A 26,447-nucleotide genomic window follows, 5' to 3' on the forward strand; every position below is an offset into this window, starting at 1 on the left:
TTGACGTGATGAATCCTTCACGAGTTCCGACGCACACCCATCCAGCGGAGGACACCACGCAACGCCTCCACGCCGAGCTGCTGCGAGATGCTCTCGCGCAGGAGGACATCGCCGCAGACGTACATGACGGTTACGGGCTCGCGTTGGTGTCGGTCTGGGTGGGGCTGGTGGTGTGGTGCGACGGCCACCGCTTCTGGTGGCGCACCGGCTGGGACCCCGAGCACAAGCGCGCTGTCTACGTGTGGCATCCGGCCATCGAACCCGTACGCGCCGCCCGTCGCGTCGCCTTCCGGTGTGCAGATCTACGTGCCAACCAGACGATCAGTGACCTGACATCCGCCGCCGGCCCCGGGGGAACGTCGTGAGCGCGGGCAGCCTGGCCGCACAGGAGGCGATCCAATGAGCACCCGGGTTGAACCCGAGGAAGGGCAGAAGACCCGAGCGCCCCAGATTCAATGGAAGCCGTCACCGGGATCGACGACTTGCGAGAAAGGTTGGGTCGGCAAGCGGCTGCTGTTCTCGATCGTCGACGAAAAGTACAAGCTCACCCTGCATCATCGGCTCCCTGGGCGTGACGGTCTCCCAATGGACAGCGAAAGATTCGACGTGAACGACAGCACTACCACAACCCAGGCGCGCGCCAAGGCGCACGCGCGTGCGACCGTGATATGGCTGGAATTCCTCCGCGACGTCGCAACGCCTCAGGCGTAAGCGAAACGGCGTCCTAGACGCCCCCGCCCTCGATGAACGTAGACCCCTGGAGGCGCGAGACACATACCTAAGGCCGCAAGGCCCAGACAGCGCCATTTGTACGTCTCCAACTTCATGTACAACCCGGCAGTGGTGACGTACCGACGAGCAGGGCCCCGGCACGAAAGCCGGGGGCCTGTGTCCTGCCAGACCCTAGGCTGCTGGCACCATCGGTGCCTGGAAGGTAGCCACGGGCACGACCTTCTCACCGGCCTGCCCAACCGTGACGGCTCTCTCAGGGGCGCTCTGGGGAGCGGTACCGGCAAGCATGCCCTTGAGGATTCCCTGAAGTAGCTCCGCCCCTTCGGATATGGTCAGGAACGCCATCATGGCGTCCTTACTGACGGAAGGTCCTTCGGTGGCCACGGCCACCGGCCGAGGAGTCGTCTCACGCTCAGGCATGGCGCTCTCGGCAGCGTCAATCTCCTCCCATTCGTCGTCCGAGAGTGGAGCCACCAGGCCAACCCTGGGGTACCCCCATTTCAATAATCCGCGACCCCACCGGTGGGGATCGCTCGCTGTGCGCGCAAGTCAGGGGATCTTTAGGTCACTCGACAAGGCTTTAATAAAAACCCACATGCCGCATACAACGGCGGCTGAAAAGCTAAGTACAACCCAGGTCTCCGAGCCCGTGACAAACCATGCTACGGTCGGAACCATTAACACAAATAGTAGGCTCAAAGATATGAGGATATAGTCCGGCAGCAGAATCAACTTAGCCCAAATAAAATAAAGGAGGCCCATGGCTACAATGCCAGCGATCAAAACTATGGTTGAATCCTCAAGCACAGGTTGAGCGTCTGTGTGCCGTGAAGGACTCACTCGCTCATCGGTAGTGAACTGCGTGACAGTGACTACCGGCGTGGGTACAGCCTCAGATGCGGCAACTTCCTTGTCGTGTTCGTACGCTAATACGGCCACGACCACACCCACTATTGCGATGAATAGCGCTAACACGGCCGCTATTTCGGCGAAAACCGTGAGCCGTCGTGGTCTGGGAGATCCTTGCGTCATGCGTGTCCCTCGTGCCCAGAGTGGCTGCTTGCCTAGACGTCAACAGTCTAACGATCCAGCTGCCGGAAGCGTCTCTGTCAGGCGGAATGATCGCGGACGGCTAGAGGCCGACACGTGGCTACCAGGCACGATGCGGTGATCAGGGCTCCGGGCGGACCACCCTTCGCATGAGCGCCCGTGACGTAGACCGATCGAAGAAATTAAAGGCTGGACTGGCACTCCCTGATCTCCTGTGTTCGGGCACAAAAGGCCCCCGTCCATCCGGGGAAGGGAACCCAGACAGGCGGTGGTATGGAGGAGGTTTGCCATCGGCTACCTTGCCCCGTAGAAGCACCTCAGATCAATTCTGAGATCCCTTGGGTTGCTCCGGAATGGCAACCGGAGAGCTTAAATCACGCCCCTAGGGACGTTTCAGGGCCTGGTAGAAGAACTTAACGGATGCCTTGACCAGACCCGCAGAGTTGGCAACCGCAGCGAACGCGTGACCGCACCCACTGGGCTTGAAGGAGCCCCGTCGTACTTCGGAATCCCTGTCAAGCGTCTGGATTGGGCGCGCTCACCTTACTTGACGGCCGGTTAGTGGCCTTGCTTACCTTACGACAGGTAAGCGAGGAAAGGATCATTGCCATGCCCGTCAAGCAGACCGACACCTTGGACGTGCCCGGTGCCCGCCTCCACTACCAGGTGCGCGGGCAAGGGCCCGCGCTCCTGCTGATCCCTGGGAGCAACGGCGACGCCGACCTGTACGACGCCGTCGCGGACCTGCTCGCCCCTCGTTACACCGTCATCAGCTACGACCGGCGAGGGTTTTCCAGAAGCACCGTCAACGGATCATTCGACGACAGCGCCTGGGGCGATACCCACGTCGACGACGCGCGTTGCTTACTACGGGCAGTCGCAAGGGGGCCGGCGCAGGTCTTCGGCAGTAGCGCGGGCGCGGTCATCGGACTCGCTCTGATCAGCCAGAGCCCAGGCCTGGTCACCAGGCTGGTCGCCCATGAGCCACCCCTGGCCGAGGTGCTGGCCGATGCCCCCAGGTGGCGGGCGTTCTTCCAGGAGGTGTACGACACCTATGGGCGGGACGGCGTGGAACCGGCGATGCGGATGTTCATGACCGGTATTGGCCTGGACGCACTCCAGCGGCCGGCCGACATCGACCCTGAACTGATCTACCGCCTGTCGGCCAACCTCGGCTTCTTCCTTGATCACGAAGTGCGGCAGGCACCCGGCTATCGTCCCGATCTGGTGACTCTCGACGCCCAGCGGGAGCGGATCGTGATGGCCGGCGGCCGGGACTCCCGTCAGCACTTCGCCTGCCGTCCCAGCCTCGCCTTGGCCGACCGCTGGGGGAAGAGCGTGATCGATTTCCCGGGCGACCACACCGGCTACTGGTCCCAGCCCGCCGAGTTTGCCGCCATCCTCATCAACGTCCTAACCAGAGCGACGACCTAGGGAGTTTCTTGGGTTGTGATCAGCATCGGGTTGCCTGGGAATTGGGCCGACGCGTGACGTGTGCTCATACGTTCCGGTCTCAGTAGCGGATCAGCTCCCGGCCGCCGCCTCCAGCACGAAGACGGGGATCACCCGATCGGTCTTCCCCTGGTATTCGGCGTACGGCGGATATGCGGCGACCGCGCGCTCCCACCACTCGGCCTTCTCATCCCCGGTGATCTCACGGGCCGTCATGTCCTGGCGTACGGGCCCGTCCTGGAGTTCCACGTGCGGGTCGGCCTTGATGTTGAAGTACCAGACCGGGTGGCTCGGGAAACCGCCCTTCGAGGCCACGGCCGCGTACCGTCCCTCGTGCTCCACGCGCATCAGCGGGATCTTGCGGATCTTGCCGCTCTTGGCGCCGCGCGTCGTGAGAATGACGACGGGCAGTCCTGTGTCCCAGAGCGTCGTTCCCTGCGTGCCGTCCGAGCTCTCGTACAGCTCGACCTGTTCGCGCACCCACTGCGCCGGACTCGGCTCGTACTCGCCCTCAAGAGGCATCGCGTCCATCCCATCGTCGCCTACGGATGATGTTGAGCAGTTCAACACGGCCGTCGCGCGGAATCATCCTCACCACACTGCCGACAAGTGTCCCGCCCGGCTTACCCGGCAGGCCCACCAGATGATCACAACCCAAGACACCCCCTAGCCAGCTGGCCAAGCGACAAAACACCAGCTCAGAGCCGGTGAAGCCGTTAAGAAGCGGTATGCGGTGTGGTCACGAAACTGGGGACGAACCGTGACCTCGACGATAATAGAGCGCATGCTCTAGAATGATGTATCATCACCCTCGGCAAGTGATGTTGGGACGGCCGTGGGGGCATGAACGTTCTACCGGCGTATCTCCCTCGTCCGTAAAGATCACCAAGGAAGCGACAGGGAAGCCAATGCGCAAGCTCAAACAGAGAACAGCACTCATCCTCACCACCGTGGCAATGCTCGCCGGTTCTGTGGCCGTAAGCGGCCCGGCGAACGCCGCATCATCACCGATCAACGCATGCGGCGGCGGCAGTTACCACGTCATCGACAGCCATGACCTTGGCGCAGCCATCATCTACCTGCTCTATAACGGCAGCACCAACTGCGTGGTCACGTGGAAGGACAGCCCGGACAGCACCTTCGTCTCGGCGAGGATAAGTCTTGGAGACTGGGAGTCGGTAAGACTCGACGGTGGTTACTACTCGACCTATGCCGGTCCGGTGAAGATCAATGCCGCAGGCCGGTGCATCTCGTGGGGCGGTCAATACGGCGCCAAGCAGTACTATTCACCTCTTGAGCACTGCGGCTGATCAGGGCCGCCTTCGCGCGAATTCCGGCGTCTTAGTTCACATATGCATGTCTAGTACGGCCGCCGCCATTCGATAGCTGAGCTGGGTGTATGCGATGGCTAGTGGCCCACCCATCCTCGACAGTAATTGATCTCAGGCAAGGCACTCGCCATGCACCCCACCTGTTGACCGGCGAAGCGGTGGGCCGACTGGCGAGTACTACCCGCTTGCCTTGTCCGCCTCGCCGCGGACTGATGATCACCGCCGACGCGGCGTTCGTCGATCCGGTCGTGGTGGCGCGCCTCGCCGAACCGTTCGGGGTATCCCCGGCGTCATACTCGGTTGCAGTCCTTCGACGACTGTGAGGTGAACGATGCCGGGCACCGTGCTCCGCCACGCTTTTCACGTTCCTGCTCCGCCGCCCGTGGTGCTCGCGCACCTCAGCGAGCCGTCGAACTACGTCGGCTTGTCGCCGCTCGTGGTGGCGGTACGCGACGTGCGCCGGGAGCCCGGCAAGATGCGGTTCGTGGCTGTGGAGCGGTTCCGCTTCTTCGGTTTTGCGAAGTACGACAACCTGATCGAGGTGACGTTACGCGCCACCGAGGACGGTATCGAGGGCGAGGTGGACAGTCCGGGCGGAGTGCGGCTCGACTACCGGTTCGGGCTGACCGCGGACGGCATGGGGACCGCGGTCGAGGACGTGCTGACGGTGTACGCGAGACTGGGCCCGGTGCTGCGGTACGCCGTCCGCAAGGCCCGCCAGGTGCAGGTCGCCCGCGCGGACATCCTCGTCGGCCGAGCTCCGACGCTGACGTGAACGGTTGCCGGGTAGGGACGGCTGGTCGCGTCAGGTCCCTGGTTTGAGCTCCTGAAGGATGGCCTGGCCGGCCGTGCGGTGTTCGGCGGCCGTGGGCGGGTCGCTCTCGTCGAGGACCGCGGCGATCCCCTCGTGGGCCAGCGCCTCCGCGTACCGGTACCCCAGTTTCGGGGCCAGCTCCAGCGCCTGCCGGTGCAGGCGCAAGGCCTCCTCGGGCAGGCCCGCCAGCCGGCAGGTCTCGGCGTAGCCGTTGAGGAAATGGATCTTCCAATGCTCCTCGAACAGCTCGTCCAGCAGCGCGAACGCCTGACGGTGGCTCGCGAGCGCCTCCTCGTACCGGCCCATCTGCCGCAGCGCGACGCCCATGCAGTTGAGGCACCACGCCTCGTTGTGCTTGTGGCCGTCCTCGCGGGCCAGTGTCAGCGCCTGTTCCAGGTGCTCCAGCGCCTCGCCGGGCGCCTCGGGGGCGATGGCCACGCCGAGGGTGATCCTGGCCGTCAGCGTGGGCGGCCACGCGGGGTCGGCGTGCGGCACGTCCAGCGCCACGCGGGCCAGCCGCGCCGCCTCCTCGTGGTGTCCCAGCTGCAGCATCGCCCAGGCCTCGTACGCGGTCGCGTGGGCCGTGCCCATCGGGCAGCCGGCGTCCGCGTACAGCTTGCCGGCCAGCCGGAAGAGGTCAAGCGGCTCTTCGACGTAACCCTCGTCCCACCTCAGGTAGCCGCGGCGCATGGTCAGCTCGGCCTCCGACCTGGTGTCCCCGGTCTGGGACACCAGCGGCGCCGCCGCCTCGTACGCGGCCTCCGCCTCCGCCATCCGGCCCGCGTTGTACCGGGCGAAGCCCAGGTCGCTGTGCGCCTCGGCCAGCTGCACCGGATCGCCCAGGCGCTGCGCGGCCACCAGCGACCGCTCGAACAGGACGTTGAGGTGCGTCGTGCCGCAGCGGCGCGCGAAGAACGCCCGCATGAAGCGCGGCAGCTCGCACACGTGCGCGTCGGCCCCGGCCGCGACGGCCGCCTCGAAGACGGCCATCAGGTTGGTGTACTCGGTGGCGAACCAGTAGAGGGCCGCGTGCTTGCCGGCGAACCGCGGCAGCTCGGCCGGGGGCCGGCCCGCGGAGACCTCCCGGACGGGGGACAGGTACGACATCGCGGCGTCACCGGCGGCCGCCGCGTGCACGTAGTAGTCGAGCACCCGGCCCAGCGCCTGCTCCAGGTCCGCCGGTGAGTCCTGCTCGGCGGCGGCCCGGCGCGCGTGCTGGCGCACCAGGTCGTGCAGGCGGTAGCGGCCGGCCGCCGGCTGCTGGACCAGGTGCGCGTCGAGCAGGTCCTCCAGCATCGCCCGGGCGCTGCGCAGCGGTATGTCCGCCAGCGCCGCCGCCACGTACTCGTCGAAGGTCGCGCCGGGCATCAGGCCCAGCAACCGGAAGAAGCGGCGCTGCGTCCGGTCCAGCTGCCGTACGGACATGGCGAACGCCGTGTCGAACTCGGTGGCCCCCTCCGCCATCCGCTCGACGAGGATGCCCACGGTCCAGCCCGGCCGGTGCCGCAGCCGGGCCGCGGCCAGGCGCAGGGCCAGCGGCAGCTGGCCGCACAGCCGTACCACCTCGGCGGCGGACTCCGGGTCGCGGGCCAGCCGGCTGTCGGGCCCGCCCGGGTCGCCGCTGGCGCGGGCCAGCAGTTCGGCACTCTCCTGCGGGCTCAGCACGTCCAGCGACACCGGGGGCACCTCGTCCAGGCCCAGCAGCCGGTTGCGGCTGGTGATCAGGGCCACGGAGGGGCCGGCGCCGGGCAGCAGCGGGCGGACCTGGTCGGCGTCGGCGACGTTGTCGAGGACCACGACGGCCCGCCGGTGGGCCAGCTCGGAGCGCCAGCAGGCGGCCAGCGGCTCGATGCCGCCCTCCTGCGGGATCTTCTCCGAGGGGACGTCGAGGGCGGCGAGCAGGGCCCGCAGCGCGGGGTCGGGACCGAGCGGCTCCCGTCCGGCAGTGAACCCGTGCAGGTCCAGGTAGAGCTGCGCGTCGGGGTAGTCGGCGCTGAGCCGGTGCGCGGCATGCACCGCCAGGCAGGTCTTGCCGACGCCCGCCATGCCGTCGATGGCGACCACCCGGCTGCTGTCCACGCCGGCGAGCACGGCGGCGAGCTGGGCTTCGCGCCCGGTGAAGTCGGGCACGTCGCGCGGCAGGTCGTTGCGGGGCGGGCGGGGAGCTCCCGCGGGTGGCGACGGGGGCTGGACCTGGCGGCTGGTCTTCGGGGGCGCCGGCAGGGGGTTGGAGGCCCGTTCCCACAGGGGGCGCAGCGGGCGGGGGTCACGTTTGAGGAGGCGGCAGAGCGCCACCACGGCGGGCCACGGCGGCAACGTCTGGCCGCTGAGGTAGCGCGACAGCGACGACGAGCTGAGGCCGGCGTCCCGGGCCAGGGCCCGCACGCCGCGCTCCGACAGCTCCTGGAGCAGGCGCAGGCGGGCGGCCAGCTCGTCCTTCGGGTCGGCCTTCGCTGTTTTCTGCTGCACAGCCACCGTTCCCCTGTCCTGTTTCTGTCCCACACCGGCGGAAACTTCTCAAGGACGGTCGCTGCTGGTCAGAGCCATTTCAACTGTCCCAAAGTGTCCCATCGACGTCGTCATGGTAGCCCTCTTCCGGCTGTGATGGAGTCACGCCCCGAGGGAACGGGGCACAGACCTGAAAGAGGAAAACCCGATGCAGCCTCGTATGCAGAACCCCGCCATGATCCTGTCCGGCGCGATGCAGCCCATTCAGGAGATCTTCAAGGCCGTGCACTCCGGCGGGGTGGAGGGGGAGACGCTGGAGCTGGTGCACCTGCGGGTCAGCCAGATCAACGGCTGCAGCGCCTGCGTGGACGGCGGTGTCAAGACGGCCCGCAAGGCCGGGGTGAGCGAGGAGAAGCTGGCCACGGTCGCCGCCTGGCGGGAGACCCCGTACTTCACCGATGAGGAGCGGGCGGCGCTCGCGCTGGCCGAGGCCGCCACCCGGCTGGCCGACCGCGCCGACGCGGTCAACGACGAGGTCTGGGACAGCGCCGCCACCTACTTCGACGAGAAGCAGCTGGCCGCGATCGTCCTGATGATCGGTGTCACCAACATGTTCAACCGGCTCAACGCCACCACCCGGCAGATCGCCGGCGCGTGGGGGTAGGGCCTGCCGGTCCCCGGGCGACAGGCACTGATCCGTCGCCTCGCAAGATAGATGACTCGCGGACAAGGAGATTCCCACCATGGGCGAAACGACGAAGGCCACCAAGAGTGCTGCGGCGGACAGCAAGTTCGACGGGTTCACCGACGACGAACGAGCCGCGATGAAGGAGCACGCCCAGGAGCTGAAGAAGGCCGCGCGCCGCGGTTCGGGCGCGAAGGCCGACACGGAGCGGGACGTGCTCGAGAAGATCGCCGAGATGGCGGAGGCGGACCGGGTCATCGCCGAGCGGATCCACGCCATCGTCAAGGCCGGCGCCCCGTCCCTGACGGCGAAGCTCTGGTACGGGCAGCCCGCCTACGCGAAGGACGGCAAGATCGTCTGCTTCTTCCAGCCCGCCCAGAAGTTCAAGACGAGGTACGCGACCCTCGGCTTCAACGACCCGGCGAACCTCGACGACGGCGCCATGTGGCCGACCGCCTTCGCACTGACGGAGCTGACCGCCGACCACGAGGCGCGGATCAGCGCGCTCGTGAAGCAGGCGGCGAGCTGAGGACCCCCCCTTACCGGGTCACCCCCACTGGCCGACCTGGTAGTCGCCGGCGGGCTGCTGGGTGATGACGTTCATGCGGTTGAAGGTGTTGATGGCGGCGATGAGGGACACCAGGGCGGCGAGCTGGTCCTCGTCATAGTGCTTGGCGGCGTTCGCCCAGGCCTCGTCGGTGACGCCACCGGCGGCGTCGGCGATGCGGGTGCCCTGCTCGGTCAGTTCCAGGGCGGCCCGCTCGGCCTCGCTGAAGACCTTGGCCTCACGCCAGGCCGCGATCAGGTTGAGGCGTACGGAGGTCTCGCCGGCGTGCGCGGCCTCCTTGGTGTGCGCGTCGAGGCAGACGGCGCAGCCGTTGATCTGGCTGGCGCGGATCTTCACCAGCTCCTGCGTCGCGGTCGGCAGCGTCGATTCCCGCACGGCCTTGCCCGCCGAGCTGAGGTACTTCAAGAACTTGCTTGCGACGGGGTTGCTGTAGAAGTCGAAGCGGGCTTCCATGGCGATCTCCTTGCCGTGTTCGCTGGTACGTCCCACTGACGGAACAGCTCGGCGAAAGGTGACCGCCCGGCGAAGGGGATGCGCGTCACGTTCGACGATCGGCTCGACGGGGTGAGTTGCCGAGCCGATACGACGACGCGCCTCACGGGTGGAGGAACGCGGGCATCGAGAAGAAGACGATCATGGCGATTGCCACGCAGACCAGGAACCCGACGACCTCCCAGGCCCAGTCGAAGTGCCGGTTCTGGCGGCGGCGGGGCTTCTCGGGCCGGGCGCTGTACTCCGGGCGCTTCTTGGGCACCGGACGGGCGCGGACCGGGCGCGGGGCCAGGAGAGAGGGCTCCGGGGCCGGCGAGCGGAAGGTCCCTTGGGGTTCCTCGTCAGGTGGAGCAGGGGTTCTCCTGCTCGATGAGGAGGAGGGCCTGGGGAGGGTGGGGGGCTTCGGGGGCGCCTTGTCGTACAGGGGCAGGCGGTAGACCGGTTCGGCGGGCCTCACGGGCTCGGCCGGCTTGGGGGTGCGCCTGGCCGGCTCGGAGGACTTGGCGGGCTGGGTGCGCCTGGCCGACTTGGGGCGGGGGCGGAAGAGGGGGGCCGGCTCGTTCGTCCGCGGCGGTTGCTGGAGCGGGCGGGCGGGGCCCTTGTGCACCAGTACGTCGGGGTGCGGGTCCCTGGGGGCCAGGATGTCGCCGTCATCGTCGTCCGAGAACGGCCTCGGGACATCTCTGGGCAGGATCACGTCGCCGGTCGCGAAGGGCTCAGGGGTGTCCCTGGGTAAGATCACGTCGCCGGTCGCGAACGGTTCCAGACCGCCGAAAGGCTCGTCGGGCGGGTCCTGGAAGAACGGATGGATGTAAGGCGGCACTGGGGTCCTCCCTGCGAAGGGTGGAGCTGTTTGTGGTGTGCCGGGCTGGTCGGGCCGCGCGCCGTCCACCGCCGCCAGAGGATCTCTGAGAGACGGGGTGGGGCCCAGCGGATCGTGCAGACGCTGGGCGGAGGCCAACGGGTCCCTGAGGGGGGAGCGGGCGGTCGAGGCCGTGCCGTCGCCGAAGAAGGAGACCGGAGTCGAGCTCCGGCCCTCTCCGAAGAACGAGCGTGGCGTTGAGGACGGGGCTTCTCCGAAGGGGACGTGCGAGGCCGGGAATTCTCCGCGGCGCGGTGCGGACTCCGGGGAGTTGTTCAGTGCGGGCATCGGGGCCGTGGTGGCGGAGTGCTCGGGCACGTGCGACGGCGACGGCGGCGTCAGCAGCTCGGCCGGGAAGATGACCGTGCTGGTCGCCGGGTCCTCGTCAGCCAGGGGCTGGGGCCACATCGGCGGGCTGGGCCAGCGGGGCTTGACGAAGAGAGGGCCGGGGCTGGCGGAACGGGAGCCCGCGAAGTGGATGCGGAGGGCTCCGGGCGGCTGCGCCCAGGGGAGGCGGCCGATGATGTCGGCGAGCGGGGCCACGCCCAGGGCGCCGTACACGTCCGCCACCGGCTTGGGCACGCGGACCCCGGTGGAGGACAGCGCCGTCACCAAGGCGTGCCGGAAGTGGTGGGCCGCCCCCACCGCCAGTTCCTCGGCGGTGTCCGGGGCGACGTCGAGTACCCACGCCAGCTCCGCCTTGCTCATCCCACAGACCGCGCACAGCACCAGCACTTCACGCTGGTGTGGTCGCAGCTCGCGGAAGGTGCGCTCGACGAGGGCGGAGGCGGGGTCGATCAGCGGATCGATGGAGGGGGGCGCGAAGACGATGTCCCGCCGGTGGATCTCGCGGCGGGCGAACGCGTAGAGAGCGGCGCGAGGCGCTTCGGCGGCGGAGGGAACGCCGGCGACGCTGGAGAACAAGGTCACCAGTACGTCGGACGCGGAGCCTAGGTCGCCGAGCTGGTCAGCGCAGTACGCGAACAGCCCAGCGGCATGGCGGTCGTAGAGCTCTGCGATCAACTCGGCGCGTCGGCGCTGATCGGTGAGCGGCTGAGACACGGGGCCGGATCCTCTTGCTGTGAGCGGACGCTGAGGGTGAGGGGTGCGGGGCTGAAGTTCGTGAATTTCGTTCGGGGTGTTCGTCAGGACTTTGTGGAGGTATAGGTCAGAAGTTCGTGGAGGTAATCATGCCAAGACACCACGGTCCGGCGCACTACCACTTCAACATTTGGGGTAAATATCCAGCTCAACTGAAGCGTTTCAGCTGGATCCCAGGACGACACGGTGGTCCGGAGCGCCGTAGTCTGTCCTGCGATAGATCATGCGGCGGTCGTGGCACGGGGGCTGCGGCCCCTGCCACAGAAGCCTGAAGCGAGAGTTCGCGCGTGATCACATTCGACGCTGTCACCAAACGCTACCCAGACGGAACGGTCGCCGTGGACCGTCTCGACCTCGAGGCGCCCACGGGAGAGATCACCGTGCTCGTCGGCCCCTCGGGCTGCGGGAAAACCACATCCCTCCGGATGATCAACCGGATGATCGACGCCTCCGAGGGCCAGATCCTCCTCGACGGCACGCCGGTGCAGGGCATCGACCCGCCGACGCTGCGGCGCGGCATCGGGTACGTCATCCAGCAGGCCGGCCTGTTCCCGCACCGCAAGATCGTCGACAACATCGCCACGGTCCCGTACCTGCTCGGCTGGGACAAGAAGAAGGCCCGCTCCAGAGCCATGGAGCTGCTCGAACGGGTCGGCCTCGACCCGGCGCTGGCCGGTCGCTACCCCTTCCAGCTCTCGGGCGGGCAGCAGCAGCGCGTGGGCGTGGCCAGGGCGCTGGCCGCCGACCCGCCCGTGCTGCTCATGGACGAGCCGTTCAGCGCGGTCGACCCCATCGTGCGTACGAGCCTGCAGGACGAGCTGCTCAGGCTCCAGTCCGAGCTGAACAAGACCATCGTGTTCGTCACGCACGACATCGACGAGGCCATCAAGCTGGGCGACCGCGTGGCGGTGCTGCGGGTGGGCGGCAAGCTGGCGCAGCTCGCCGCCCCCAAGACGCTGCTGTCCGAGCCGGCCGACGACTTCGTGAAGGAGTTCCTGGGGCACGACCGGGGGATCCGGCGGCTGCAGTTCATCTCGACGGACGGGCTGCGGCTGCGTACCGACCTGACCGACACCGCGGACGACCCGTGGCGGCTGGTCATGGAGGACGGCCGGCCGACCGGGTGGGTCTCCCGGGAGCGGCCCGACGAGCTGGAGCCGTACGGGACGTTCGTGTACGGGCGCGACTCCATGCGCACGGCCCTCGACGCGGCGCTGCTGTCGCCGTCCGGCTGCGCGGTGGCCGTGGACGAGCAGGGCAAGGTCGTCGGCGTGGCCACCAGGGAGACGCTCGACAAGGCGCTCGCGGAGGCGGCAGATGGCTGACGGCCCTCCTTCCCTATGGGAATGGATCGGGCGTAACTGGGATACCGGCCGGGTCGACAGCATCAAGAACCTGCTCCTCGACCACCTGACCATGTCCCTCGTGCCGATCCTGTTCGCGCTGGTCGTCGCGCTGCCGCTGGGGCTGGCCTGCGTGCGCTGGCGCTGGCTCTACCAGCCGACCGCCGGCTTCATGAACGTCGTCTACGCGCTCCCCTCGCTGCCGGTCTTCATGCTGCTGATCTCGGTGACCGGGCTGTCGCAGACCACGGTGATCATCCCGCTGACCTTCTACGGCATGGCCGTGCTGATCCCGGCCGTCGTGGACGGGCTCGGCTCGGTGCCCGACCACGTGCGGCAGTCGGCGATCGCGATGGGGTTCACGCCGCTGCGCAGGCTGCTCGCGGTCGAGCTGCCGATCGCCGTCCCCGTGGTGCTGGCGGGCCTGCGGGTGGTCGCGGTCTCCAGCATCAGCCTGGTCAGCGTGGGTGCGCTGATCGGACAGGGCGGGCTCGGCGGGCTGTTCACGCGGGCGTACCAGAACCCGTTCATGCCGCCGGTGATCGTCGGGATCGTGCTGATCGTGGCGCTGGCGCTGGTCGCCGACGGGCTGCTGGTGCTGGCGCAGCGGCTGCTCACTCCATGGGTACGGGCCCGAAGGGGGCAGGGATCGTGAGCTGGCTCACCGACTTCTTCGGCTGGCTGGCCGACTTCTTCGGAAACGGCGCCAACTGGTCCGGCCCCGACGGCATCCCCGTGCGCCTGCTGGAGCACCTGGAGTTCTCGGCCCTGGCGCTGGTCCTGGCCGTGGTGATCGCGGTGCCGCTGGGGCTGCTGATCGGCCACACGGGCCGGGGCGAGGTGCTGGTCGCCGTCACCGCGAACCTGGCCAGGGCGCTGCCCACGCTGGGCCTGCTGGTGATGTTCGTGCTGCTGCTGGGCACGGCGTCGAGCCTGCCGGTGATCGTCCCGCTGGTGCTGCTGTCGGTGCCGCCGATCCTGGTGAACACGTTCGAGGGCATCAAGGGGGTCGATCCCGAGCTGCGCGACGCCGCGTACGGGATGGGGCTGCGCGGCGGGCAGGTGCTCGGGCGGGTGCTCGTCCCGGTCGCGCTGCCGCTGATCCTGCTGGGATGCCGGCTGTCGGCGATCCAGGTCGTGGCCACCACCACCGTCGCCGCGTACACCGGGCTCGGTGGTCTGGGGCGGTTCGTGATCGACGGTTTCGCGACGAAGGATTACGCGAGCGTCGTCGGCGGTTCAGTGCTAATTGTGCTGTTTGCCCTGATGGTCCAGATATTGTTCACGCTTGCCCAGAGGGTGACGGTCTCCCCGGGCGTGAGCCAGCGGCTGAAGGTCCGATAGTCTCCTGTATTACCTCCCGCTTAGAAGGGAAAAGCAAGATGGGACGCAAGTACGGCATCGCCGGGGTGTTCGTTTCGGCGATGCTCGCGCTGGCCGCCTGTGGCGGTGGCGGCGGTGGCAACACTGGAGGCAACCCGCTCGACACCTCGAGCGCGGCCCCCAGCGGTTCGGCTTCGAGCGGGGGCGGGGGCAAGGCCGTCATCGGATCCTTCGACTTCGACGAGAGCGTGCTGCTCGGGTCGATCTACGCCCAGGCGCTGCAGGCCAAGGGCGTGCAGGTCGAGGAGAAGCCGCGCATCGGCAGTCGCGAGGTCGTGATCGACCAGGTCAAGAGCGGTGGTCTGACCATCGTGCCCGAGTACAACGGCAACCTGCTGGCCTTCGTCGACCTCAAGAACACGGCCGCGACCACCGACGAGGTCAACGCCGCGCTGAAGGAGAAGCTCCCCGCCGAGCTGGAGGTCCTCGACTCCTCCCCGGCCGAGGACAAGGACAGCCTGTCCATCTCCAAGGACACCCAGACCAAGCAGTCGCTGAACACCATGGAGGACCTGGCCAAGGTCTCCAAGGACTTCGTCGTCGGCGGCCCGCCCGAGTTCAAGAAGCGGTGGGAGGCGCGGTTCAAGGAGGTCTACGGGGTCGAGTTCAAGCAGTGGAAGCCCACGGGCCCGACCACCGCTGACGCGATCAAGGACGGCACGATCCAGGTCGGCAACGTGTTCACCACCGACCCCAAGATGACGGCCAACAACCTGGTGCCGCTGCAGGACCCCAAGAACATCTTCCCCGCCCAGAACGTGACGCCGCTCCTCAACAAGGCGGCCGCGACCGACACGATCAAGACCACGCTGAACGCCGTCTCGGCGAAGCTCACCACGCAGTCCCTCCTGGACATGATGCAGAAGATCTCCGTCAACAAGGACGAGCCCGGCACCGTGGCCAAGGAATGGCTGACCACCAACGGCCTCGGCTGACGCCTTTTTCCGGTGCGGGTCCCCGCCGTCCGGGGGCCCGCACCGCTAGGTTCGTGCCGTGAGCGAGTTCACGGAGGCGATGGCGCAGCTCGCGGCCGGGGTGGCCGTGGTGACCGTACGCGATGGGCGCGACGACCTGGGCACCACGGTGTCGGCGCTGATGTCGGTCTCGCTGGAGCCCCCGCTCCTCCTGGTGAGCCTGGCCAGCGGCGGCTACCTCAACGAGGTCCTGCTCCGGCAGGACCGCTGGGCGGCCTCGCTCCTGTCGTCCGGCCAGGCGGCCATCGCCAGCCGCTTCGCCACCGCCGGCCGGCCCAGCGCCCGGCTGCTGCTGGCGGGCACGCCGCATCACCGGGGAACGCACTCGGACGCGCTGGTGGTGGAGGGCGGGGTGGCCGCCCTGGAGGCCGAGACCACCAAAGTGGTCCCGGCCGGGGATCACACCCTCTTCATCGCCACCGTCCTCGCGGTCCCCTACGTCGAGGCCGCTCTCCAGCCTCTGGTACGGCTCCGCTCCCGCTACCGCCCGATCGGGTCGTGAGCGCTCAGCGGATCACGTACCACGTGGGGAGGAGCAGCGGGCCCGCGGCGGGGAGGCCGAGCTCGGCGGACAGGCGGGCGAGGGGGCCCCACGCGTCCAGGCGCAGGCGGGCCAGGGCGGCGGACTTGTCCTCGCTCGAGTCCGGCCCGCGCAGCCGCTCCAGCGGGTTGAGCCGGGGGTAGGCGCGTATGGGGGCGTCGTCGGGAAGGCCGGCCCGCTTCCTGGCCAGGACCAGCGCGTCCTCCAGGCCGCCCAGCTCGTCCACGAGCCCGCTGGCGTGCGCGTCGGCGCCGGTCCAGACGCGGCCGCGGGCCAGCTCGTGCGCGCGTTCCCGGGTCAGGTCGCGGCTCGCGGCGACCTTGCCCACGAAGTCATCGTAAATACGGTCGAGCCAGGCGTTCACGCGATCCCATTGCTCGGGGGAGAAGCCGCGAGATGTAGAGAACATTCCCGCGTTAGCCCCGGACGCCACCATTTCCGAATTTATGCCGATTTTTTCGAGCATTTCCGCGACGACGGGCTTGCCGCCGTACACGCCGATCGAGCCCGTCAGCGTGCCGGGCTGGGCCACGATCACGTCGGCGGCCATCGCCACGAAGTAGCCGCCGGACGCCGCCAGGTCGCCCATCGAGACGATCACCGGCTTGACCTTGCGCGTGAGGGTCACCTCGCGCCAGACCGTGTCGGAGGCCACGTACGAGCCGCCGGGGCTGTCCACCCGGAACACGACCGCCTTGACGTGCTCGTCCCGCCGGGCCGCCCGGAAGGCGGCGCTGATCGTGTCGGAGCCCATCGCCCCGCCCCCGCCGAGCGGGCTGCGCCCGCTGCGGCCGGTCCTGATCATGCCCGTGCCGTGGATGAGCGCGATCCCGTCCGCCGTCGGGTGCGGCAGCTTCCGCACGGCCGCGCCCCTGGCGTACCTGGACACGTACAGCAGGTGCGAGTCGTCGCCCGCCGCCTGCTTGACCTGCTCGTACACCTCGTCCCGGTACGCCAGCCCGTCGACCAGCCCGGCCTCCAGCGCCTCGGAGGCGGTGAACGGGCCGCGGTCGATCAGCTCCCGCACCTTGCCCGCGTCGAGCCGGCGCCCGTCGGCGATGCCCGCGCTGAGGCTCTCGGTGACCGACTCGACGATGCGGCCCATGGACTCGCGGTGCGGCTCGGTCATGTGGTCCTGGGTGAAGGTGTTGACGGCGGTCTTGTACTCGTGCCGCTGCCCGGCCTCGTACCCGACACCCAGCTTCGTCAGGGCCCCCTTGACGAAGCGCTGCTCCAGCGCCACCCCGGTCAGCCCGACGTCGCCACTCGGCTGCAGGTAGACGCGCTCGAACGCGGTGGCCAGGTAGTACGGCACCGTACCGCCGCCGAACTCCCCGAACGTCTCCGAGAACGCGACGGTCAGCTTGCCCGACGCCCTGAACTGGATCACCGCCTGGCGCAGCTCCTGCACCATGGCCAGGCCCAGCGGGTTGCCCCCGATCCTCACCACCAGCGCCTTGACCCTGGAGTCCTGCCTGGCGCGCCGGAGCCCGGACAGGACGTCGGACAGGCGCGTCTTACGCATGGACAGCACCGCGGCGAGCGGGTCCGCAGGCGGGCCCTCGGTGAGGCCCTCTGTGAGATCGAGCTCCAGCACCAGCGGGGCCGTGCGCCGCTGACGAAGCTTGTCGACGGTTTCGAAGATCGCCTTTCCTGCCTCCATGAAGCCACCCTAAGCGACCCAATTCGGATCCGCTTAGAGGTGTACACCTAAGGTTTATACCCCTAAGCTCTATGGACCTAAGGTGTATGGTTATACCGTGAGTTCGATCGCCAAGCCCGCCGTGGCCAAGCCTTCCCATGTCTTCGACCGTGATCGCGAATGGGCGAGCTTGATCAGGTTCGCCACGTCGCCCAGCCCTGACGTGAGGCTCGGCATTGTGAGCGGGAGGCGTCGGCAAGGCAAGACCTACCTGCTCGACGCCTTGGTCCAGGAATTCGGCGGGTTCTTCTTCACTGCGACTGACGAAACGGACACCGAGGCGCTGGCCCGTTTCGGCGACGCCTTGGCGGCGCAGACCAGCGGCGCGGGCGGGCGATTTACATTCGCCAACTGGAATGAGGCTCTGGAGCGGCTGTTCGCTCTCGTTCCTGAGGGGCTCATCGTGATCGACGAGTTCCCTTATCTGAGCAAGGCCTCGCCTTCGCTTCCCTCGCTGATCCAGCACGCCCTCGATCCCAGGGGATACGCGAGACAAGGGAAAGCGCGTCTGCTGCTGTGCGGTTCGGCGCTGGGGGTGATGGGCCGCCTCCTTGCGGGTAATGCGCCCCTGCGAGGGCGGGCCAGCTTGGAGCTCGTGGTCAAACCACTGGACTACCGTGCGTCTGCCAGGTTCTGGGACATCGAGGATCCGCGCCTCGCGGTGCTGGTCCACTCCATTGTGGGAGGCACCCCGGCGTATCGGCGGGAGTTCGTGGCCGGAGACATCCCCGAGTCGGTGGAGGACTTCGACGCCTGGGTGGCGCGTACTGTGCTGAATCCGGAGATCCCGCTGTATCGCGAGGGCCGCTATCTGCTCGCGGAGGAGACGGACATCCGCGACACCGCCATCTACCACGCGGTGCTGGGGGCCATCGCGGCAGGGAATGCCACGCGTGGCGGCATCGCGAACCATATAGGCCGCAAATCAACCGACATCGGGCACCCGCTTTCGGTCTTGGAGGACTCGCAACTCATCGCCCGTGAAGAGGACGCATTCAGGAAGGGGAGGTCCCTTTACCGGATCTGCGAGCCGTTGATCGTCTTCTACGAGGCGGTGATGCGCCGCGAGTGGACCCGGCTGGAGCGCGGCCGGACCGAGGCCGCCTGGAGCAATTCGCGCGCCACCTTCCTGTCGCAAGTGGTCGGGCCGCACTTCGAAGCCCTCTGCAGGGAGTGGGCGATGTTCGCGGAAGAGGATGTGTTCGGCGAACTGCCCGGCAGGGTAGCCGCGGGGGTGGTGGCGGACCCGCACAACCGCACGCAGATCGAGGTCAACGTGGCGGTTCTCGCTCAGGAGGAACCGGGGCGTCCGCAGCGGATCCTGTCACTGGGGGAGGCCAAGTGGGACAAGGTGATGACCGCTGGGCACGTGGATCGGCTGCGGCGGGCTCGGGACCTGCTGTCGGTGAAGGGGTACGACACGAGGGACACGGTCCTGGCGTGCTACAGCGGGGCCGGGTTCCACGACGACATCCCCGAAGGTGTCCGCCTGGTCGGCCTCAAGGAGCTTTACGCGTGATCGGAGCCGGTGTGCTGGGGCTGACCAGGCCGGTCTCGTAGGCGAGGACGACGGCCTGGACGCGGTCCCGGAGCTCCAGCTTTGACAGGATGCGCGCGACGTGCGTCTTGACCGTCGTCGGGCTCAGCACCAGGCGGTCGGCCACCTCGGCGTTGCTCATGCCGGTCGCGAGCAGGCGCAGGACCTCCAGCTCGCGCGGGGTCAGCTGCGACAGGTCGCCGTGCGCGACGCGGCGAGCGGGCTCGTCGTGGCGGGCGAAGCGCTCGATCAGGCGGCGGGTGATCGCGGGCGCGAGCAGCGCGTCCCCCGTGCGCACCAGGCGCACCGCGGCCACCAGGTGTTCGGGGGAGACGTCCTTGAGCAGGAAGCCGCTGGCCCCGGCGGTGAGCGCCGCGTAGACGTAGTGGTCGAGGTCGTACGTGGTCAGGATGAGGACGCGGGTCCCGTCCGCGCCGCCGGACAGGATCTGCCGGGTGGCCTCGATGCCGTCCAGGCGCGGCATCCGTACGTCCATGAGGACGAGATCGGGCCGGGTCCGCCGGACGGCGGCGACCGCCTCGACGCCGTCGGCGGCCTCGGCGACCACCTCGATCCCGTCAGCGGCCAGGATCATCCCGAACCCGCTGCGTACGAGCGCCTGGTCGTCGGCGATGACCACGCGCGGCGCCTCGTTCATGCCGTCCACCGCAGGCGCGCCCTCGTCACGAAGCCTCCGCCGCTCCGCGGCCCCGCCTCCAGGGTCCCGTCGTAGAGCGCCAGCCGTTCGCGCAGCCCGATCAGCCCCCGGCCCTGGCCGTCCCCCGCACGGGCCGCGGGGGTGCCGCCGCGGTCGGCGACCTCGATGTCCAGCCAGTCGCCGGTGTGACTGATCGCCACCGACACGGCGGCGCCGCCCGCGTGCTTGATCGTGTTGGTGAGCGCCTCCTGGACGACGCGGTAGACGGCCAGGCCCACCCCGGGCGGCACCGGACCTTCCGGCGTACCGATCTCGGCGCTGACCGGGACGCCGGCCGCGCGCACGCGTTCGATGAGCGAGTCGAGCTGGTCGAGCCCCGGCTGCGGTTCGAGAAGGTCGGATCCGCTGCCGGAGGCGGCCAGCAGGCCCATGACGTGGCGGAGCTCGGCCATGGCGGCCCTGCCGCTGGTCTCCACCGCGAGCATGGCCTGCTTGGCCCGCTCCGGCGTCGTGTCCATCACCTTGCGCGCCGCCCCCGCCTGGATCACCATCACGTTCACATTGTGGGTGACGACGTCGTGCAGCTCGCCGGCGATGCGCGAGCGCTCGACCTGTACGGCCCGGCGGAGCTTCTCGTCCCGCTCGGCGAGCTGCTGCCGCCAGAACCGGACGAAGCTCGCCATGACCCCCGCGCCGAGCAGCACCACGAACGGCCCGAGCCAGCTCGGCAGCCCCGCCACGGCATCCTTGAAGGCCATTCCCGCCAGTACGGTGGCCAGCACCAGACCGCCCAGCGCCACCAGCCGGTTGCGGCTGTAGGCGACCGCTCCGTAGGCGGCGATGGCGCAGGTCGCCACGGTGACCCAGGTCGCCTCGTCATCGGTGGCCAGGGCGGCGAGCAGCACGATCCAGAAGCCGGTCAACGGATACAGCCGCCGTACGGCCAGCGGCAATGCCGTCAGCGCCACCGCGAAGAGCAGGCCGGGATCGACCGCGTCACTGTGCGTGGGCAGGACGGGCCGGGGCGGGGGAGGCAGCCGCAAGGGGTCGACGCTGTGGACGGCGTCCACGGCGGGTGCCGCCGCCACCACCGCCAGCACGGTCAAGGCGACCGCGAGGAGGACGTCGAACACGAGTGCGCGCCGCGAGGGCCTGTGCTCCGCGCGGAGCAGATCCCGCCATCGCCTTCTGATCAGTGACACCCGCACATTGTCCTGTTCGTGGCGTATGGGGGCATCGGCGGAGCGGAGTACATCTCGAGGACGACCCCGCCGCCGATGTCGTCGTCACGGCCGACGCGGGCGGAGATCGCCCGGCCCTAGCGTCGAGCCCCATGAGTCACCGAATCGGGCGACTTGCCCTCGCCGTACTCCTCGCCCTGCCGGCCGCCGCCTCCTGGGCGGCCACGTCGGAGGCCGCCGTCAGGAACCGAACCACCGAGCCGGCACCCGCTCTGCGCATCCCCAAGCCGACGGGCAAGCTGCCGGTCGGCATGACCTCGCTCCACCTCAAGGACACCTCCCGCCCCGATCCCTGGGTGCCCAGCGTGAAGGCGCGGGAGCTCATGGTCTCGCTCTGGTATCCGGCGGCGAAGGCCGGCGGGGCGCGGGCGCCGTACATGACGGTCAAGGAGTCCGAGCTCACGTTGAAGGAGGCGGGCGCTTCCGGCGTACCGGGCGATCTGCTCAGCAAGACGCGGATCGACGCGGTCAAGGACGCCAGGCCGGCCAAGGGGCGGCTGCCTCTCGTGGTCCTCTCCCCGGGCTTCACCAAGCCCCGCTACTCGCTCACCGGCCTGGCCGAGGACCTGGCCAGCCGGGGCTACGTGGTGGCCGTCATCGGGCACACGTACGAGAACGTCGCCACGAGCTTCCCTGACGGGAGGGTCGCCGAGTGCGTCGCGTGCGAGGTCGAACCGAAGAATCCGGCGTTCTTTGCCAAGGTCGGGCAGATCCGGGCGGCCGATGTCACCTTCGTCCTTGACTCGGTGCTCGCCAGGTATCCCAAGCTGATCGACCGATCCAGGATCGCCATGGGCGGCCACTCCGTGGGCGGCGCGAGCTCCGTGGCCGCCCTGCTGAAGGACTCCCGGCTGCGCGCCGGGATGAACATCGACGGCACCGCCGTCGTCCCGGTCCCCAGCGGCGGGCTGGCCAAGCCGTACCTGCTCCTTGGCTCCGAGGCGAAGCACAGCCCGGGCAAGGACCCCACCTGGGACCAGTCCTGGCCGAACCTCACCGGCTGGAAGCGCTGGTTCGTGGTGACGGGCACCGAGCACGCCTCCTTCACCGACATCTCCGTGCTTTCCGAGCAGCTCGGCATCGACGACGGCGCCGACCTGCCCGCCACGCGATCCCTGGAGATCACGCGCGGGATCGTCGCGGCCTTCTACGACCTCCACCTGCGGGGCAAGCCACAGCCGATCCTGAACGACCCGGCGTCGCGCTACCCGGAGGTCAAGCCGGCGGGCTAGGACCGGTCCTGCTGCGGTCGCATCAGGTCGAGGTCCTCGCCCCACGCGTCCAGCACCGCGCCGTGCCCGGCACGCCGGGCCGCCGCCTCGACCTGGGCGAAGAGGCGCCGTTGCAGGTGAACCGGGTGAGATCCGTCGCCGCACCGTCGGCGAGGACGACGTACAGGTCGTGGTCGGAGTGCTCGGTGACCATGCCGTCGTGGGCGTGGGAGCCCTTGAGGACGAGCCCGACCACGGCGGGGTCCGGCGGTGGCGAGCTCGACGAACGAGCGGTAGGTGAGAGGTTGCCGGGCGGGCATGGTGATCTCCGGTGGGATCGTGACGGGGGAAGCCTGCCGGGGCGGCCCCGGCCGCCGGGGCCGCCCGCACCGTCCGCGGCGGTACGTGGCCGCCGCCCGGAAGATCAACGCACCCGTGGACTGTACCTCTCGGACCTGCCTTCGGGGGCCCCGTCGCTGAACTGGCTGGTTTGTCGGTGGTGGGCCCTACGCTCGCCGCTCATGAGCCCCTATGCGGAGACCGTCCGGGTGGAAGTAGACGTCGAGGACTGCAGCACCGTCTTCCTGATGAACGGAAACTGGGACGGGGACGACGCGGGCGATGTGGAGGGGTCCGTCGCGCTCGTCACGGTACGGAAGGTCATGGCCGAGCTGGCGATCTTGTACCAGCACGGCGACGGCATCCCCCTCACGGTGACCGTCGCCGACCACGATCCGGGCGCCGACCTCGACGGGTACGAGGAGATCGTGGAGATCGACTTCGTGTCGACGACCGGCGAGGTCTTCCTGATCGGATGGTGCATGGACTGGGACGACACGGCGATGCGCCGCCTTCCCCCGCTGCCCGCCGGTCCGGGCATGCACCGGCTGCGCTACCACGTCTGGAGCACGCTCACGGAGCGGCCGGATTTCGACGGCGACCACCACTACCTGCAGATCTGGCCCGCACAGCCGTCCCCGCCCGTCGTCCTCAAACAGGGTGAATGGATCGCTCACTGGGACGGCACCGTCACCTGAAGCGGCGCGCTACCGGCCACCGGCTTTCCGGAGCGCGTCGCCGAGCGCCTCGGTGCTGGTCACACCTACGATCAGCGCGCCGTCCTCGAAGACGAATCTCGGCACGGTGGTGACGCCCTCCCGCCGCGCCGCGGCCGCCTGCTCACGTACCTCGGCGCTCCCCTCCTCGGAGGCGAGAAAGTCCCGCACCCGGCCGCCGTCCAAGCCGACCCGCTCGGCCAGCTCGGTGAGTTGCGCGTGGTCGGCGATGTTCGCGCCGTCGCGGAAGTACGCGTCGAAGAGGGCGGTCGCCAGCGCGGCCTGCGCCTCGGCGCCGTGCTCGTGCAGGGCGAGCCACAGCAGCCGGTGCGCGGTCAAGGTGTTGACCGCCACCGCACGGTCGAATCGGTACTCGATTCCCTCACCGGCGCCCAGCCGGGTCATCTCCGAGAGCATCGCCTCGGCTTGTTCGCGACCGAACATCTCGACCACCGCGTCCATCAACGGCCGGGGCTCCTCGGGCGCGTCGGGAAGGAGCTGGATCGGACGGTGAACGAGTTCGACATCCGCTTCTGTGCCGGCCGCGGCCACCGCGCGGTGGAACTGGTGCGTGCCGAGGCGGCACCACGGGCACGCGATATCGGCGTATATCTCTACTTTCATCTTGGTCCTTCACGTGTGGAAATGGCTTCGGTTTTGAGGTGCGTGGATCAGGTCGTCCCGGGCCGGGGATCGGCGCTCGCGGTGGGGTCCCGCAGCACCCGGAGGGCCTGGGACCATGCGAGGACTTCGTCCAGCATGGTGATCAGGGCGGTTTCCTGGCGCTCGCCGGGGGCGCAGACGCCGGCTTTGGAGTCGGTGAAATCGAAGTCGAAGTACGGGTTGATCGCGACCTGGGCGTGTACGTCGGCGATTTTGATCTCGCCCATGGTCTGCCGTAGTTGTTCGGCGGCGCGGGTGCCACCGTAGCTGACGATCCCGGCTGCTTTGTCATTCCATTCCGCGTACAGATAGTCGATGGCGTTCTTCAGCGCGGCGGGGATGGCACTGTTGTACTCCGGGGTGACGAACACGAACCCGTCGAACCTGTCGATCGTGGCCGCCCACCGCTTGGTGTGCGCATGTTGGTAATAACCGATGACCGCGGGCGCCGGCTCATCCAGCAACGGCAGCTCGTAGTCGGCTATGTCGACGAGTTCGAGGTCGGCCTCCCCGGTCTTGACGGCGGGGTGCCGACCGGCGGCCTCGGCGACCCATCGGGCCACGTCCTCGACGCGGCGCCCGGGGCGGGTGCTGCCCAGAATGATCGCGATCTGGATCATGGGCCTCCTCCTTGGGTTCTGTCTCGGTCGGGGCATGAACTCCTTGCTCACCGCCGCCGGTCACGAGCGCCTCGTGACCGGGGTCACGCGCAGCGGCCTCGGTTCAGAAATGCGTTCACGCCGTCGGTGAAGGTGCTCATGCCTGCCAGCGTCCCGGCGCTGGGTGTGTCCGGGCCAGGCTGCGGTTTTCCTAGCCCTGGCAGGGCCAGGCTCGCCGTGAATACAATCGCGGTTGATGAGGGAGACAGAGCTGGGCGCGTTTCTACGCGCACACCGGGAGGCGGTCCCGCCGGCCGCGGTCGGGCTCCCGAACGGGAACCGGCGCCGCACCCCCGGGCTGCGCCGAGCCGAGCTGGCCACGCTCGCCGGCGTCAGCGTCGACTACCTCACCCGGCTGGAGCAGGGGCGCGACCGCAGCCCGTCCGCCCAGGTGCTCTCCGCGCTCGCGGAGACGTTGGGCCTGTCCCGTGACGAGCGGATCCACCTGCACCGGCTGGCGAAGACCACCGGCGGCGGCACGTGCGACGGGGCCGCCATGACGCGGGCCCGGACGGTGCGCCCGACCGTGCAGGCGCTGCTGGACCGGCTCGAGCCCGCCCCGGCGCTGGTTGCCAACCGGCCCGGCGACCTGCTCGCGTGGACGGCCGGGTTCGCGCAGCTCGCCGGCCCGAGCGGGCTGTTGGAGGCCGAGCCGCCGAACCTGGTCCGGTACGTCTTCACCGACCCACGGGCGCAGGACGCCCACCCCGACTGGGACACGGTCGCCGACGAGCGGGCCGCCGCGCTGCGGGCCGCGTCCGCGCTCGGCGACCCGCACGCGGCGCTGCTCGCCGAGGAGCTGACGATCACCGCCGGCGACCGCTTCCGCGACCGGTTCGAGGGCTCGGCCGCGTTGCCCACGCGCACCGGCGTCGAGCGGTGGGCGCACCCGGAGGTGGGGGAGCTACGGCTGGCGTACGAGAGCCTGGAGCTGCCCGACCCCGACGAGCAGCGGCTGGTCGTCTACCTCGCCTCCGACGAGGCCACCGCCGCCGCCCTCGACCGCCTCACCGGCCATCACCCCGCCGCCTCCTAGCGGGCCGTGAGTGGTTGCTCCGGCTTCAGAGCGGACCCGCCGTTCTGGTGCGGCCGCCCGGTGTCGGTCCGTGTCGCTACGGTGCTGCCGTGGCTGACATTCACGAACTCATGGTCGCGATGGACCTGCGCGGCGACTTGCCCGAGACCGAACTCGCCGAGTTGCGCTGGCACGTGGGCCTCGGCTCGCGGCCCGAGCACATCACCGAGAAGACGATCATCGTCAACGAGGTTCTCGATCTGCTGGACGACGAGCTGGAGCCGGTGCAGGACGAGAACGGCGACTGGGTGATCAAGGAGTTTCCGCAACCGGTGTGGAGCGATGGTTCGCCGTACGCGGCCTCGAAGATTTCGGGCGCCGGCTGCTCGATCCTGGTGCGCGGGGATGACCACGGCGACGAACGCTGGGCGCTGACCTGCCGCTGGGAGATCCACCCCGACGGGCATGCCGAGGTGGCCGAGCTGATGGACTGGTTGGCCGCCCGGCTCCACAAGAACGAGTCCTTTTTCGGGTACCAGCGCTGGTACGAGCACGATGAGCCGGAGCCGCTGAACGTCCGAGACGGGAAGGTCGTGACGCGTCGCGATGGCTCGTTCGTGCCGCCGTTCTGGGCCGAACCTGACGAGGAGTGAGAGACCGATCGCCGTTCGGCAGGCCTTTCATCTACCGAGGTGCCCTCCACCTGTTGCTTGACCTGCACTACCACGGGGTGGCCGAGTGCGAGGCCCGCTTCGGCGGCCATCTCGTACAGGTCCGGCAGCACCGCGGCCCGGGCTGCCTCGCCCGTCGCCTTCTCGCCTCCACGTGCACGACAGCTAGCCCCGTTTTCCGCATGTGAGTGATCTTCAGCGGAGGTCTCGTGGATCGATGTCGAGGAGGTCCAGGAGATCGAGTTGGAGATCGGTGGGT

General features: G+C 68.8%; 28 protein-coding genes. 17 read left to right on the forward strand and 11 right to left on the reverse strand.

What is annotated here, in order from left to right; translation table 11 throughout:
- The first annotated feature begins 8 nt into the window (after window positions 1-8).
- Complete coding sequence (locus AB0L65_RS46220; RefSeq protein WP_364259965.1) at window positions 9-365, forward strand: hypothetical protein; 357 nt, start codon at window positions 9-11, stop codon at window positions 363-365.
- A 34-nt stretch (window positions 366-399) separates the two neighbouring features.
- Complete coding sequence (locus AB0L65_RS46225) at window positions 400-711, forward strand: hypothetical protein (RefSeq protein ID WP_364259968.1); 312 nt, start codon at window positions 400-402, stop codon at window positions 709-711.
- Window positions 712-1,281: 570 nt separating this feature from the next.
- Here AB0L65_RS46225 and AB0L65_RS46230 read toward each other — a convergent pair.
- On the reverse strand, window positions 1,282-1,764 hold the full coding sequence (locus AB0L65_RS46230) for a hypothetical protein (protein WP_364259970.1): 483 nt from the start codon (window positions 1,762-1,764) through the stop codon (window positions 1,282-1,284).
- A gap of 627 nt (window positions 1,765-2,391) precedes the next feature.
- Here AB0L65_RS46230 and AB0L65_RS46235 point away from each other — a divergent pair.
- Complete coding sequence (locus AB0L65_RS46235; protein WP_364259973.1) at window positions 2,392-3,216, forward strand: alpha/beta hydrolase; 825 nt, start codon at window positions 2,392-2,394, stop codon at window positions 3,214-3,216.
- A gap of 90 nt (window positions 3,217-3,306) precedes the next feature.
- On the opposite strand, the gene AB0L65_RS46240 is transcribed toward AB0L65_RS46235, so the two are convergent.
- Complete coding sequence (locus tag AB0L65_RS46240; protein WP_364259976.1) at window positions 3,307-3,756, reverse strand: nitroreductase family deazaflavin-dependent oxidoreductase; 450 nt, start codon at window positions 3,754-3,756, stop codon at window positions 3,307-3,309.
- 386 nt (window positions 3,757-4,142) lie between these two features.
- Here AB0L65_RS46240 and AB0L65_RS46245 point away from each other — a divergent pair, with 386 nt between their 5' ends.
- Together AB0L65_RS46245 and AB0L65_RS46250 are read left to right on the forward strand one after the other, a co-directional pair.
- Window positions 4,143-4,544, forward strand: coding sequence for a hypothetical protein (locus tag AB0L65_RS46245; RefSeq protein WP_364259979.1), 402 nt, complete (start codon window positions 4,143-4,145; stop codon window positions 4,542-4,544).
- Between the two features lie 352 nt (window positions 4,545-4,896).
- Window positions 4,897-5,340, forward strand: a complete 444-nt coding sequence (locus tag AB0L65_RS46250; protein ID WP_364259982.1) for an SRPBCC family protein — start codon at window positions 4,897-4,899, stop codon at window positions 5,338-5,340.
- Between the two features lie 30 nt (window positions 5,341-5,370).
- On the opposite strand, the gene AB0L65_RS46255 is transcribed toward AB0L65_RS46250, so the two are convergent.
- Window positions 5,371-7,848 (reverse strand): tetratricopeptide repeat protein, encoded by a 2,478-nt coding sequence (locus AB0L65_RS46255; protein WP_364259985.1) that lies wholly within the window; start codon window positions 7,846-7,848, stop codon window positions 5,371-5,373.
- Between the two features lie 187 nt (window positions 7,849-8,035).
- Here AB0L65_RS46255 and AB0L65_RS46260 point away from each other — a divergent pair, with 187 nt between their 5' ends.
- Complete coding sequence (locus AB0L65_RS46260) at window positions 8,036-8,491, forward strand: carboxymuconolactone decarboxylase family protein (RefSeq protein WP_364259988.1); 456 nt, start codon at window positions 8,036-8,038, stop codon at window positions 8,489-8,491.
- Window positions 8,492-8,570: 79 nt separating this feature from the next.
- On the forward strand, window positions 8,571-9,041 hold the full coding sequence (locus tag AB0L65_RS46265) for a DUF1801 domain-containing protein (protein WP_364259991.1): 471 nt from the start codon (window positions 8,571-8,573) through the stop codon (window positions 9,039-9,041).
- 18 nt (window positions 9,042-9,059) lie between these two features.
- Here AB0L65_RS46265 and AB0L65_RS46270 read toward each other — a convergent pair whose 3' ends face one another.
- Together AB0L65_RS46270 and AB0L65_RS46275 are read right to left on the reverse strand one after the other, a co-directional pair.
- A complete protein-coding gene (locus AB0L65_RS46270) occupies window positions 9,060-9,533 on the reverse strand; it encodes a carboxymuconolactone decarboxylase family protein (RefSeq protein ID WP_364259994.1) in 474 nt (157 codons plus the stop codon).
- A gap of 142 nt (window positions 9,534-9,675) precedes the next feature.
- On the reverse strand, window positions 9,676-11,496 hold the full coding sequence (locus tag AB0L65_RS46275; protein WP_364259997.1) for a hypothetical protein: 1,821 nt from the start codon (window positions 11,494-11,496) through the stop codon (window positions 9,676-9,678).
- Window positions 11,497-11,822: 326 nt separating this feature from the next.
- Here AB0L65_RS46275 and AB0L65_RS46280 point away from each other — a divergent pair, with 326 nt between their 5' ends.
- From AB0L65_RS46280 to AB0L65_RS46300, 5 genes are read left to right on the forward strand one after another with little or no spacing between them, the layout of a single operon-like run.
- Window positions 11,823-12,860: an ABC transporter ATP-binding protein gene (locus tag AB0L65_RS46280; RefSeq protein ID WP_364260000.1), complete on the forward strand. Its 1,038-nt coding sequence runs from the start codon at window positions 11,823-11,825 to the stop codon at window positions 12,858-12,860.
- Window positions 12,853-13,533, forward strand: a complete 681-nt coding sequence (locus AB0L65_RS46285) for an ABC transporter permease (RefSeq protein ID WP_364260003.1) — start codon at window positions 12,853-12,855, stop codon at window positions 13,531-13,533. Before AB0L65_RS46280 ends, AB0L65_RS46285 begins: the two co-directional genes overlap by 8 nt.
- On the forward strand, window positions 13,530-14,222 hold the full coding sequence (locus AB0L65_RS46290) for an ABC transporter permease (RefSeq protein WP_364260006.1): 693 nt from the start codon (window positions 13,530-13,532) through the stop codon (window positions 14,220-14,222). Before AB0L65_RS46285 ends, AB0L65_RS46290 begins: the two co-directional genes overlap by 4 nt.
- Before the next feature lie 38 nt (window positions 14,223-14,260).
- Window positions 14,261-15,196: an ABC transporter substrate-binding protein gene (locus AB0L65_RS46295; RefSeq protein WP_364260009.1), complete on the forward strand. Its 936-nt coding sequence runs from the start codon at window positions 14,261-14,263 to the stop codon at window positions 15,194-15,196.
- Window positions 15,197-15,254: 58 nt separating this feature from the next.
- Complete coding sequence (locus tag AB0L65_RS46300) at window positions 15,255-15,737, forward strand: flavin reductase family protein (RefSeq protein ID WP_363976399.1); 483 nt, start codon at window positions 15,255-15,257, stop codon at window positions 15,735-15,737.
- Between the two features lie 4 nt (window positions 15,738-15,741).
- On the opposite strand, the gene sppA is transcribed toward AB0L65_RS46300, so the two are convergent.
- The gene (gene sppA, locus AB0L65_RS46305; protein ID WP_364260012.1) at window positions 15,742-17,439 is read right to left on the reverse strand and encodes a signal peptide peptidase SppA; all 1,698 of its coding nucleotides are present in this window, start codon (window positions 17,437-17,439) and stop codon (window positions 15,742-15,744) included.
- Window positions 17,440-17,536: 97 nt separating this feature from the next.
- On the opposite strand from sppA, the gene AB0L65_RS46310 reads away from it, so the two are divergent.
- A complete protein-coding gene (locus AB0L65_RS46310; protein WP_364260015.1) occupies window positions 17,537-18,997 on the forward strand; it encodes an ATP-binding protein in 1,461 nt (486 codons plus the stop codon).
- On the opposite strand, the gene AB0L65_RS46315 is transcribed toward AB0L65_RS46310, so the two are convergent.
- Window positions 18,978-19,673, reverse strand: a complete 696-nt coding sequence (locus AB0L65_RS46315) for a response regulator transcription factor (RefSeq protein ID WP_364260018.1) — start codon at window positions 19,671-19,673, stop codon at window positions 18,978-18,980. The two genes, AB0L65_RS46310 and AB0L65_RS46315, sit on opposite strands and share 20 nt — an antisense overlap.
- Complete coding sequence (locus AB0L65_RS46320) at window positions 19,670-20,875, reverse strand: histidine kinase (protein WP_364260021.1); 1,206 nt, start codon at window positions 20,873-20,875, stop codon at window positions 19,670-19,672. Before AB0L65_RS46320 ends, AB0L65_RS46315 begins: the two co-directional genes overlap by 4 nt.
- A 131-nt stretch (window positions 20,876-21,006) precedes the next feature.
- Here AB0L65_RS46320 and AB0L65_RS46325 point away from each other — a divergent pair, with 131 nt between their 5' ends.
- Window positions 21,007-22,146 (forward strand): alpha/beta hydrolase, encoded by a 1,140-nt coding sequence (locus AB0L65_RS46325; protein WP_364260024.1) that lies wholly within the window; start codon window positions 21,007-21,009, stop codon window positions 22,144-22,146.
- A 22-nt stretch (window positions 22,147-22,168) separates the two neighbouring features.
- Here the strand turns inward: AB0L65_RS46325 and AB0L65_RS46330 are convergent, their stop codons facing one another.
- Window positions 22,169-22,381, reverse strand: coding sequence for a hypothetical protein (locus tag AB0L65_RS46330; protein ID WP_364260027.1), 213 nt, complete (start codon window positions 22,379-22,381; stop codon window positions 22,169-22,171).
- A 265-nt stretch (window positions 22,382-22,646) separates the two neighbouring features.
- Between AB0L65_RS46330 and AB0L65_RS46335 the strand changes: the two genes are divergently transcribed.
- A complete protein-coding gene (locus AB0L65_RS46335) occupies window positions 22,647-23,162 on the forward strand; it encodes a hypothetical protein (RefSeq protein WP_364260030.1) in 516 nt (171 codons plus the stop codon).
- Between the two features lie 9 nt (window positions 23,163-23,171).
- Here the strand turns inward: AB0L65_RS46335 and AB0L65_RS46340 are convergent, their stop codons facing one another.
- Window positions 23,172-23,804: a DsbA family oxidoreductase gene (locus AB0L65_RS46340; RefSeq protein WP_364260033.1), complete on the reverse strand. Its 633-nt coding sequence runs from the start codon at window positions 23,802-23,804 to the stop codon at window positions 23,172-23,174.
- Window positions 23,805-23,851: 47 nt separating this feature from the next.
- The gene (locus tag AB0L65_RS46345; protein WP_364260036.1) at window positions 23,852-24,463 is read right to left on the reverse strand and encodes an NAD(P)H-dependent oxidoreductase; all 612 of its coding nucleotides are present in this window, start codon (window positions 24,461-24,463) and stop codon (window positions 23,852-23,854) included.
- A gap of 235 nt (window positions 24,464-24,698) precedes the next feature.
- Between AB0L65_RS46345 and AB0L65_RS46350 the strand changes: the two genes are divergently transcribed.
- The gene (locus tag AB0L65_RS46350) at window positions 24,699-25,538 is read left to right on the forward strand and encodes a helix-turn-helix transcriptional regulator (RefSeq protein ID WP_364260039.1); all 840 of its coding nucleotides are present in this window, start codon (window positions 24,699-24,701) and stop codon (window positions 25,536-25,538) included.
- Window positions 25,539-25,627: 89 nt separating this feature from the next.
- Window positions 25,628-26,170, forward strand: coding sequence for a hypothetical protein (locus tag AB0L65_RS46355; protein ID WP_364260042.1), 543 nt, complete (start codon window positions 25,628-25,630; stop codon window positions 26,168-26,170).
- Window positions 26,171-26,447 lie beyond the last annotated feature (277 nt).

Origin of the sequence: Nonomuraea sp. NPDC052116 (assembly GCF_040680035.1) — a bacterium.
Lineage (GTDB): Bacteria > Actinomycetota > Actinomycetes > Streptosporangiales > Streptosporangiaceae > Nonomuraea > Nonomuraea angiospora_A.

Bases quoted from the DNA above. Each gene is read 5' to 3' on its own strand.
- AB0L65_RS46220 (WP_364259965.1), top strand. From the start codon at position 9: ATGAATCCTTCACGAGTTCCGACGCACACCCATCCAGCGGAGGACACC.
- AB0L65_RS46225 (WP_364259968.1), top strand. From the start codon at position 400: ATGAGCACCCGGGTTGAACCCGAGGAAGGGCAGAAGACCCGAGCGCCC.
- AB0L65_RS46230 (WP_364259970.1), bottom strand. From the start codon at position 1,764: ATGACGCAAGGATCTCCCAGACCACGACGGCTCACGGTTTTCGCCGAA.
- AB0L65_RS46235 (WP_364259973.1), top strand. From the start codon at position 2,392: ATGCCCGTCAAGCAGACCGACACCTTGGACGTGCCCGGTGCCCGCCTC.
- AB0L65_RS46240 (WP_364259976.1), bottom strand. From the start codon at position 3,756: ATGCCTCTTGAGGGCGAGTACGAGCCGAGTCCGGCGCAGTGGGTGCGC.
- AB0L65_RS46245 (WP_364259979.1), top strand. From the start codon at position 4,143: ATGCGCAAGCTCAAACAGAGAACAGCACTCATCCTCACCACCGTGGCA.
- AB0L65_RS46250 (WP_364259982.1), top strand. From the start codon at position 4,897: ATGCCGGGCACCGTGCTCCGCCACGCTTTTCACGTTCCTGCTCCGCCG.
- AB0L65_RS46260 (WP_364259988.1), top strand. From the start codon at position 8,036: ATGCAGCCTCGTATGCAGAACCCCGCCATGATCCTGTCCGGCGCGATG.
- AB0L65_RS46265 (WP_364259991.1), top strand. From the start codon at position 8,571: ATGGGCGAAACGACGAAGGCCACCAAGAGTGCTGCGGCGGACAGCAAG.
- AB0L65_RS46270 (WP_364259994.1), bottom strand. From the start codon at position 9,533: ATGGAAGCCCGCTTCGACTTCTACAGCAACCCCGTCGCAAGCAAGTTC.
- AB0L65_RS46285 (WP_364260003.1), top strand. From the start codon at position 12,853: ATGGCTGACGGCCCTCCTTCCCTATGGGAATGGATCGGGCGTAACTGG.
- AB0L65_RS46295 (WP_364260009.1), top strand. From the start codon at position 14,261: ATGGGACGCAAGTACGGCATCGCCGGGGTGTTCGTTTCGGCGATGCTC.
- sppA (WP_364260012.1), bottom strand. From the start codon at position 17,439: ATGGAGGCAGGAAAGGCGATCTTCGAAACCGTCGACAAGCTTCGTCAG.
- AB0L65_RS46315 (WP_364260018.1), bottom strand. From the start codon at position 19,673: ATGAACGAGGCGCCGCGCGTGGTCATCGCCGACGACCAGGCGCTCGTA.
- AB0L65_RS46325 (WP_364260024.1), top strand. From the start codon at position 21,007: ATGAGTCACCGAATCGGGCGACTTGCCCTCGCCGTACTCCTCGCCCTG.
- AB0L65_RS46335 (WP_364260030.1), top strand. From the start codon at position 22,647: ATGAGCCCCTATGCGGAGACCGTCCGGGTGGAAGTAGACGTCGAGGAC.
- AB0L65_RS46340 (WP_364260033.1), bottom strand. From the start codon at position 23,804: ATGAAAGTAGAGATATACGCCGATATCGCGTGCCCGTGGTGCCGCCTC.
- AB0L65_RS46345 (WP_364260036.1), bottom strand. From the start codon at position 24,463: ATGATCCAGATCGCGATCATTCTGGGCAGCACCCGCCCCGGGCGCCGC.
- AB0L65_RS46350 (WP_364260039.1), top strand. From the start codon at position 24,699: ATGAGGGAGACAGAGCTGGGCGCGTTTCTACGCGCACACCGGGAGGCG.